The sequence below is a fragment of the Streptomyces sp. NPDC048248 genome, from assembly GCF_043201875.1.
GTDB lineage: Bacteria > Actinomycetota > Actinomycetes > Streptomycetales > Streptomycetaceae > Streptomyces.
This window is the reverse complement of record NZ_JBICZL010000016.1, coordinates 177,083-185,104: the sequence shown is the minus strand read 5'-3', so window position 1 is coordinate 185,104 and position 8,022 is coordinate 177,083. Positions and strand designations below refer to the sequence as shown.

7 protein-coding genes and 1 tRNA gene are annotated in these 8,022 nt (G+C 69.8%); 3 read left to right on the top strand and 5 right to left on the bottom strand.

The annotated features are described in order from the left end of the window. Window positions 1-129: 129 nt before the first annotated feature. Window positions 130-444, bottom strand: a complete 315-nt coding sequence (locus tag ACGFZW_RS30920) for a WXG100 family type VII secretion target (protein ID WP_393896566.1) — start codon at window positions 442-444, stop codon at window positions 130-132. A gap of 339 nt (window positions 445-783) precedes the next feature. On the opposite strand from ACGFZW_RS30920, the gene ACGFZW_RS30915 reads away from it, so the two are divergent. Beyond that, on the top strand, window positions 784-1,005 hold the full coding sequence (locus ACGFZW_RS30915; RefSeq protein WP_393896565.1) for a hypothetical protein: 222 nt from the start codon (window positions 784-786) through the stop codon (window positions 1,003-1,005). A gap of 342 nt (window positions 1,006-1,347) precedes the next feature. Then, on the top strand, window positions 1,348-2,361 hold the full coding sequence (locus ACGFZW_RS30910; RefSeq protein WP_393896564.1) for a hypothetical protein: 1,014 nt from the start codon (window positions 1,348-1,350) through the stop codon (window positions 2,359-2,361). 258 nt (window positions 2,362-2,619) lie between these two features. Here ACGFZW_RS30910 and ACGFZW_RS30905 read toward each other — a convergent pair. From ACGFZW_RS30905 to ACGFZW_RS30895, 3 genes are all read right to left on the bottom strand, one after another. Beyond that, window positions 2,620-2,693, bottom strand: a tRNA-Pro gene (locus ACGFZW_RS30905). Window positions 2,694-2,705: 12 nt separating this feature from the next. Further along, on the bottom strand, window positions 2,706-3,422 hold the full coding sequence (locus ACGFZW_RS30900; protein WP_393896563.1) for a Pr6Pr family membrane protein: 717 nt from the start codon (window positions 3,420-3,422) through the stop codon (window positions 2,706-2,708). A gap of 497 nt (window positions 3,423-3,919) precedes the next feature. Beyond that, entirely contained in the window at window positions 3,920-4,846 is a 927-nt protein-coding gene (locus tag ACGFZW_RS30895; RefSeq protein WP_393896562.1) for a metallophosphoesterase, read from the bottom strand. A gap of 281 nt (window positions 4,847-5,127) precedes the next feature. Here ACGFZW_RS30895 and ACGFZW_RS30890 point away from each other — a divergent pair, with 281 nt between their 5' ends. Next, window positions 5,128-5,592, top strand: a complete 465-nt coding sequence (locus ACGFZW_RS30890) for a GatB/YqeY domain-containing protein (protein ID WP_393896561.1) — start codon at window positions 5,128-5,130, stop codon at window positions 5,590-5,592. A 148-nt stretch (window positions 5,593-5,740) separates the two neighbouring features. Here the strand turns inward: ACGFZW_RS30890 and ACGFZW_RS30885 are convergent, their stop codons facing one another. Beyond that, the gene (locus ACGFZW_RS30885; protein ID WP_393896560.1) at window positions 5,741-7,933 is read right to left on the bottom strand and encodes a transglycosylase domain-containing protein; all 2,193 of its coding nucleotides are present in this window, start codon (window positions 7,931-7,933) and stop codon (window positions 5,741-5,743) included. Window positions 7,934-8,022: the final 89 nt, after the last annotated feature.

The following is an 8,022-nucleotide window of genomic DNA, read 5'->3' as shown; positions in this document are numbered from 1 at the left end:
GTGGCGTGGTGGTGGTTGGCGTCTCCCCCCCGTTTTTTTGAGAGCCACCCCCCCCCCCCCCCCCGCCCCCGGGCGGGGGCGGCGCCCCGCCCCCCCCCCCCCCCCCCCCCCACGGCCGTGGTCGAGAAGTCAGCCGATCGAGCCGGCCGTCTGGTCGTCGGTGTCGACGAACGCGTCGGCGACCTGCTTGATGAACTCGCTGACGCCCTGCAGGCCCTCGATCGCCTTCTCGGTGCCGTTCTTGTACTCCTCCCAGAACGGACGGAACTTGCTCTCGGAGCCCGGGGTGGCGTAGGCCGCCTCGACCATCTCGTCCATCTTGGTGTTGGCCTCGTGGAGGCTCTGCTGCATCAGTTCCTTTTGGTTCTGCAGCCAGGTCGAAGCCTCCCGCATCTCTTCCGGGCTGATCTGGATGTTGCCGCCGGCCATGTCGATTCCTTCCATCGCTCCGTATCGCCGCGGCCAGAGGGCCGCACACACCGGGCTGTACGGGGCACCTGCGGGGGCGGTTCATGCCTGTTGCGGAACGGTGACGAAAACCCGCCATCACCGCCGCGGAGCACCTGGGCGGCTCCGCCCATGGATCCGCGTTTCCGGGATTGTTGGTGCGTTACGAACGCCCCCGCAACTGCCCGGCCGGCGTGAGAGCCCCCGGGTGGATCACTCCGGCGGGCCGCCCTCTTCGTGGGCCCTGCGCCGCACGTTAGTGACCATTTAGTGATCCATTAGCGGGGCCGGAGAGCGTGGTGATCGTCCACGGAAACACTTCGGAGGAGCGAGGATATGCGCAAGAAGCTCAGCAAGGCAGCTGTCGTCCTGGCCGGTGTGGCGGCGGCCACCACGATCAGCATGGGGGCGGCGCAGGCAGCGGATGAATACCGTGGCTTCCCCACCCAGAAGGCGTGCATGGACAAGGGAGCAGCGCTGACGAACAACGGTCAGACGGCCGGCTACATGTGCACCGAGCAGAGCGATGGCTGGCTGCTCGAAGTGGGCAACGACTGAATATCGGCTCGTGATGGGTAACCCTGTGCCCTTCTTGCATCCCATCGGGCCCGAATGCTCCGCATGGCATGGCGCCGGGCTCTGAAGCAGAACGAACATATTCCCCGGGCCTCCGCGGCGGCCCGGGGAATGTGTTTCGTCAGCAACTGCATGCCGGGCACCGTCCGATGAGCCCAGCCAGCGTTTGACCTGTCCGGCCTCGGCTCTGCTGAAATCACGCGGGCAGAAGGGAATTGATTCCCTCAGGCGCCCCCGAAGAGCCGGAGCACGCCCGCAGAACCGCGCCGGTCCGCCCCGCGTCTCCACCGGGAACCGGCCCGCAATTACAGAAAGCTCGCCCCCGTGACACCTACGGCGCAGTACGACCGCCCGACCCCACCAACGAGCGGAAATCCGCAACGAGGCGTCACCGCGACGGGGTTCGCCGTCCTGCGGCGGCACCGGAGGTCGCTGGCGGCTGCGACGGTACGCGTCGTCGGCCTGTCCGGACTGGCCGGGCTGCTGACGACGGTTGCGATATTCGCGCTCGCCTGGCCCCTCTTCACCCGCATGCGGAACCAACGCATCTGGTATCACCACGTCGAGGACCCCTACCTGCACGACCACACCGACCTGGTGCTGGTCGCCCTCTGCACGCTCCCGCTCTTCCTGCTCCTCCTCGGCGCCGGCACCGCGGCCCTGCAGAGTGCGTACTCCCGAGCCGTAGCAGCAGGGACGCGAGCGCCCTCGGTGGCAGAAGGGCTGCGTGCCCCGGTCCGTACGGGACTGCGACCGGTGCTCGCCGTGTACGCGCTGCGCGGCCTGGTCGTATGGCCCCTGCCGCTGCTCGTCAGTGCCGTGGCGAACAGCCTCACCGGCCTCCATCTCGACACCGAGGAGCAGATTCTGGAACGCGGATCGTGGCCCCACACACTCGTCGCGGCCTCCCCGGCTGTGGCCGTGTTCGCCGCCGTGCTGCTGCGCCTATCGCTGGCGCTCGCCCCGGCCGCCGCGGCCGACGGCCTCGGGCCCCGCGCGGCCCTGCGTCGTTCCTGGTCGCTGACGTGTACGCGCGCCGGAGGAGTTCGCGTCCTCGCTCTCGCGCTGCCGCTGGCCGCGCTCACCGCCGGCGTGCTCCGGCTTGCGGTGCAGCTCGCGCTGCCGCTGCGCCCCCTCGTGCGAGCCCTCCTCGAACAGGCCACGGGAAACTTCTTCGCGGCCTACTACGCGGGCATCCTCGCCCCCGTCGCCGTCGGCATCCTGGTCACCGCGGCCCTGGCCCTCCCCCTCACGTGCACGGCATTCGCGGTCCTCCACGACCACCTGCGCTCGCCGCGTACCCCATCGGTACAGCCACTCCGCGCGGCAGATGCGTGAGGACCTGGCGGCCGGACTCACTGCGGAGTGGGAAGCGGTACCGGATGCCCGGCTGGCGATGTGTCACAGGTCACTCGTCGCCGCCCGTAGCCGCTCTCAAATGAACTACTGCGGGTGCGGCTGGCCGAACGCCGGTAGCGGCTCGCTGGGAGTCGAATTTCAAGATCTTCCCCCAGGGTTCTCCCAAAGAGGATCTGAAAACCAATCAGCCCTGGTCTTCCTTATCGGAAGACCAGGGCTGACCTGGTGTTTCTTCAGTCGGGGTGGCGGGATTTGAACCCACGACCTCTTCGTCCCGAACGAAGCGCGCTGCCAAGCTGCGCTACACCCCGAAGCAACGAGCTCTACTTTAGCGGACTGATCCCCGTAGGCGAAATCCGGTTCCGGTGGAGCCCAGGAGACGGCCTGACCTGGTCGATCGCGATGGTGATCAGTGGCAGGAGGCAGGCGGTCACCGCGATGGCGAGGGCGTGGGGCGGCGGGCCGGGGAGGAAGGTGAAGGCGAGGTACAGGAGTGGGTACGCCGGCCACTGCCAGGCGTCGGAGCGGCGGAAGCCGCCGGGTGCGGTCAGCAGGAGCCAGTCGGCGAGGACGGCGAGGGGGATGACCGTGTGCAGGAGTGGGCCCGCGATGGCGTGGGCACCGGTCGGTCCGGCGGTGGCTCCGGGGAGGGCGAAGCCGCCGGTATCGCCGGATGGGGCTGCCTGGGCGAAGAGGGCGAAGAGGCCGGCGAGGGTGATGAAGAAGAGGGTCGCGCCCGTGAGGCGGGGGGACACGGGGCGGCGCCCGGTCCACGAGCGGTGGGAGGACCAGAGGAAGACGAGCGCGACGGCGATGTTCGCCTGCACCGCGAAGTTGCCCAGGAAATGGGGGAGATCGGGTGCGAGGTCGGCCTCTGTGGCGAGTCCGGTGAGGGCGGCCGCGGCGATCAGGGCGCGGACGGCGGCGGCGAGGGGGCGTCGGACGGCGGGGGCGACGGCTGTTGCCGGCGTGCGGTCGGCTGCGCGGGCGGCGCCGGTCGCGTGGCGCGTGGACTGCGAGGTCCGGGTGGGGTCGGACATTCCTCCACGGTAGAGGCCGGGGCCGCGCGGAGAGGGGTGGCGGGGCGGGTGGACCGGCCGCCGGTCGGGAACGGTTCCGGTCCGCCGCAGCGCTCCGTAAGTCTTGGGCCTGTGGTTCGCGGATACGGGCCGTCCGCCGTTCCCGAGGGCCCGAAGGGGCCGCGTGCCGCTTCGTGGCCACGAGGCTCCCGGAAGCCGATCTTCATCTGTCGTGTCGTTGTGCCGTCGTATGCCGCCGTGCCGCTGCGCAGCCGGTACGCGGCTTGGCCCGCCCCGGGCGCCCGATCCGGTGGCGTCGACCCCGAGACCGTCCGGAGACGGCCCGGTCAGCGGAGACGGCTCAGATCGCCCGCAGGGCCCGGGTAAGCCCGCCGGCCTGGCCGGCCCGCGAGCCTGGTCAGTCGCGCGGCTTCGGTCGGTGGCGCGACTCGCCTTCGGCCTCGGCCCGTGCCCCCGCGAGCAATCTCGATCGTCCTGCTTGCGCCCGATCCTCCCGCTTACGCCTTCGCCGTCAGGGTCAGGAGGGTCGCCTCCGGGGGGCAGGCGAAGCGGACCGGGGTGTACCGGTTGGTGCCGCAGCCCGCGGAGACGTGGAGGTAGGAGGTGTTCCCACCGGCGGTGTGGGTGGAGAGGCCCTTGACGCGGTTGGTGTCGATGTCGCAGTTGGTGACCAGCGCGCCGTAGAAGGGGATGCAGAGCTGGCCGCCGTGGGTGTGGCCGGCCAGGACCAAGGGATAGCCGTCGGCGGTGAAGGCGTCCAGGGACCGCAGATACGGAGCGTGTACGACGGCAAGCGAGAGGTCGGCACCGGATTCCGGGCCGCCGGCCACCTCGGCGTAGCGGTCGCGCTTGATGTGCGGGTCGTCCAGGCCGGTCAGGGCGATGTCGACGCCCTCCAGCTTGAGGCGGCCGCGGGTGTTGGAGAGGCCGACCCAGCCGGCCGCGTCGAACGCGTCGCGCAGCTCTTCCCACGGGTTGTGGACGACGCCGACGGCCGGCGCGTTGCCGTTGAGTCCGTGCCGCCCCTGAACCTTTTCGATCAGGTAGCGGGCGGGGTTGCGCAGCTTCGGGCCGTAGTAGTCGTTGGAGCCGAAGACGTAGGCGCCGGGGAACTCCATCAGCGGTCCGAGCGCGTCCAGTGCCTCGGGGACGCCCTCGGGGTCGGAGAGGTTGTCGCCGGTGTTGATCACGAAGTCGGGGCGGAGCCCGGCGAGTGACTGCAGCCAGCGCTGCTTCTTGCGCTGGCCGCGGACCATGTGGATGTCGGAGACCTGCAGGACGCGCAACGGGCGCATGCCACGGGGCAGTACGGGAACCGTGACGCGCCGCAGGCGGAAGGAACGGACTTCGAAGCCGGCGGCGTAGGCCACGCCGGCGGCCCCGACTGCGGTCAGGGACAGGGGTACTCCGTATCGCGCGCGCATGAACCCCATGGTCGCAGAGTGGCGCGGAAAGACGCAGCGGGAGGAGTGGGGAAGAGGAGGAGGGGAGGGGGGAGCGGGGACCGGGGGCGGGCAGGGCCGGTTCGAGCGACAGGCGGGGTGGGCGGTCCGCGGTCCGGGGCGGTCATGCGGTGGGCGGCCTTCGGCAGGCCGCTTGCGGCAGGTGATCTTGGGCGGCAGCGGAAGACGACAGGGAGGTGGCAGACCGTGGGGCGGGGGAAAAGTCGCGGCGGTCGGCGCCGGGTGCGGGCATACTCGACGTCATGACCACGCTCAAGTCCAAGCTGCACGACGACCTCACCCTCGCGATCAAGGCGCGGGACGAGCTGCGTTCCTCCACCCTTCGCCTCACGCTGACCGCGATCCAGAAGGAGGAGGTCGCGGGTACCGAGGCACGCGAGCTCTCCGACGCCGACGTCGAGAAGATCATCGCGCGCGAGGCGAAGAAGCGTCGCGAAGCCGCCGAGGCGTTCGACAAGGGCGGGCGCAGCGAGTCGGCCGAGCGTGAGCGGGCCGAGGGTGAGCTCCTCGCCGACTACCTGCCCAAGCAGCTGACCGATGAGGAGCTGGAGGGGCTGGTCGCGGCCGCCGTGGCGGAGGCCAAGGGTGCCGGAGCCGAGGGGCCGCGGGCGATGGGCGCCGTCATGAAGATCGTGAACCCGCAGGTGGCGGGTCGCGCGGAGGGCGGCCGGGTGGCCGCGGTGGTGAAGAAGCTGCTCGCCGGCTGACGTCGCCCGCAGGCAGCTCGATCAACGAACTGACAGAAGGGGCGCCCCCCTCGGGAGGGCGCCCCTTCTGCGTGCCGTCAAGACCTGCGTGCCGTCATGACGTGGGTCCGTCAAGGACCGTGAGCCGTCCTCGCGGGCAACGCGACGGTCACCAGCCGCCGTTACCGCCGCCCAGAATGTCCGGGAAGTCGGGAAGGTGCCAGCCGCCGCCCGGCTTGTTGTCGCCTCCGTTGCCCGGCCGGTGCCTGCCCTTGCCGTCCTCGCCGGCCGGGGGCTTGCCCTTGTCCTTGTGCGGATCCCCTATCGGGACGGTGGGCAGGGTGGGCGCGGGGCGGCCCGTCAGGGCACCGGACATCGCGTCGCGCCAGATCGGGCCCGGAGTGTCCGCGCCGTAGACCTTGTCGTGGTAGGCGCCGCCGATGGAGATGTCGAACATCTTGCGCTTGTGCTGCGGGTCGCCGACCCAGACCGCGCCGGCCGCGTTCGGGGTGTATCCGACGAACCAGGCGGCATAGCGGCTGTCGCTGGTGCCGGTCTTGCCGGCGCTGTCCCGGCCACGCAGACCGGCCTGCTTGCCGGTGCCGTCCTCGACGACGCCCTTGAGGAGGGCGTTGATGGTCTTGGCGGTCTTCTCCGACATGGCCCGGCGGCAGCTGCTGCGCGGGACGCTCATCTTCTTGCCCTGCGGGTCGGTGATCGACTGGATCGCGACGGGGGAGCAGTACTCGCCGCCGTTGGCGAAGGCCGCGTAGCCCCCCGCCATCGTCAGCGGCGACATCTCCTGGACGCCGAGCGTCATCGAAGGGACCTCTTGCAGCTTCTTGCCGTCGGCCCGCTCGATGCCCATGCCCTGGGCCATCTTGACCGCGGGGCAGATGCCGATGTCGCTGATCAGCTGGACGAAGTAGGTGTTGACCGACTTCGCGGTCGCCTCCTTCATGCCGTACGGGCCGACCTCTTTCTTGTTCTCGTTCTGGGTCATCTCCGAGCCCCGCCACTGGCCCTTGCAGGTCTGCACCGGGCTCGGGTAGCGCATGCGGTAGGGCGAGGAGAACTCCTGCTGCGGGTTGGTGCCCTGCTCCAGCGCGGCCGCCGCGATCACCGGCTTGAAGGTCGAGCCGGGCTGGTAGCCGGCGCCGCCGCCCATGCTGCGGTCCACCGAGAGGTTGATCTGCGTCTGGTTCTCGCCGAAGCCGTAGGGGCGGGACTGGCCCATGCCGAGGATCTTGCCCGTCCCCGGTTCGACGATGGCCGCGGCGCCGGCGACCGGGTCGTCCTCGTAGACGTGCTTTTTCAGGGATGCCTGGACCGACTTCTGCGTCTGCGCGTCCAGAGTGGTGCGGATCGTCATGCCGCCCTGGTTCCACAGCCGGGAGCGGACCTTCCGGGACTTGCCGAACTTCTTGTCGTTGAGGAACACCTCGCGGACGTAGTCGCAGAAGAAGCCCGCGCCGTGGGTGGCGGTGATGCAGCCGTTCTTGGGACGGCTGACCGACAGCTGGATCGGCTTCTCGGACGCCTCGTCGGCCTGCGCCTGGGTGATGTCCTTCAGGTCGGCCATCCGCTGCAGGACGGTGTTGCGCCGAAGGGTCGCTTCCTTCGGGTCGTTGACCGGGTCGTAGCGGCTCGGCGACTGGACGATGCCGGCCAGCAGGGCCGCCTGCTCCAGCTTCAGGTCCTTGGCGGACGTGCTGAAGTAGCGCTGGGCGGCGGCCTCGATGCCGTAGGCCTGCTGCCCGAAGAAGGTGATGTTCAGGTAGTTCTGAAGGATCTTGCTCTTGCCGAGCTCCTTCTCCACCTGGATCGCGTACTTGAGTTCCTTGACCTTCCGGCCGATCGTCTGCTGGGTGGCCTGCGCGACCTTGTCGGGGTCGTCACCCGCCTCCTCGATGAAGACGTTCTTCACATACTGCTGGGTCAGCGTCGAGGCGCCCTCGGAGACGCCGCCGGTGCGGGCGTTCTTGTTGAGCGCACGCAGGATGCCCTTCAGGTCGACCGCGCCGTGCTCGTAGAAGCGCGCGTCCTCGATCGCGATGATCGCCTTCCGGATGTACGACGACATGTCCTTGAGGCCGACGACCGTGCGGTCGCGGGAGTAGACCTTCGCGATCTCGCCGCCGTCGGAGTCGAGGATGGTGGTCCGCTGGCTGAGCGGCGGTGTCTTGAGGTTCGCGGGGATGTCGTCGAATCCCTCGACCGAACCCTTGGCCGCCAGGCCGAGCGCTCCGGCCGCGGGCAGCGCCAGGCCCGCGAGCACGGCTCCGGCGAGGACGCTGACACCGAGGAACTTGGCGGCCCGCTGGGTCTTGGTCAGACCCCCGCCTTCGCGCTTCTTAGCCATGAGGGCACCCTACGTTCTCAATCGCCGGACAGGGGCGCACCTGTTCGCTTAGCCTGTTCACACCTGCCGAAGCGGATGGTTACGCGCCA

Excerpts from the sequence above, each read along its gene's own strand:
- ACGFZW_RS30920 (WP_393896566.1), bottom strand. The coding sequence starts at position 444 with ATGGAAGGAATCGACATGGCCGGCGGCAACATCCAGATCAGCCCGGAA.
- ACGFZW_RS30915 (WP_393896565.1), top strand. The coding sequence starts at position 784 with ATGCGCAAGAAGCTCAGCAAGGCAGCTGTCGTCCTGGCCGGTGTGGCG.
- ACGFZW_RS30900 (WP_393896563.1), bottom strand. The coding sequence starts at position 3,422 with ATGTCCGACCCCACCCGGACCTCGCAGTCCACGCGCCACGCGACCGGC.
- ACGFZW_RS30895 (WP_393896562.1), bottom strand. The coding sequence starts at position 4,846 with ATGCGCGCGCGATACGGAGTACCCCTGTCCCTGACCGCAGTCGGGGCC.
- ACGFZW_RS30890 (WP_393896561.1), top strand. The coding sequence starts at position 5,128 with ATGACCACGCTCAAGTCCAAGCTGCACGACGACCTCACCCTCGCGATC.
- ACGFZW_RS30885 (WP_393896560.1), bottom strand. The coding sequence starts at position 7,933 with ATGGCTAAGAAGCGCGAAGGCGGGGGTCTGACCAAGACCCAGCGGGCC.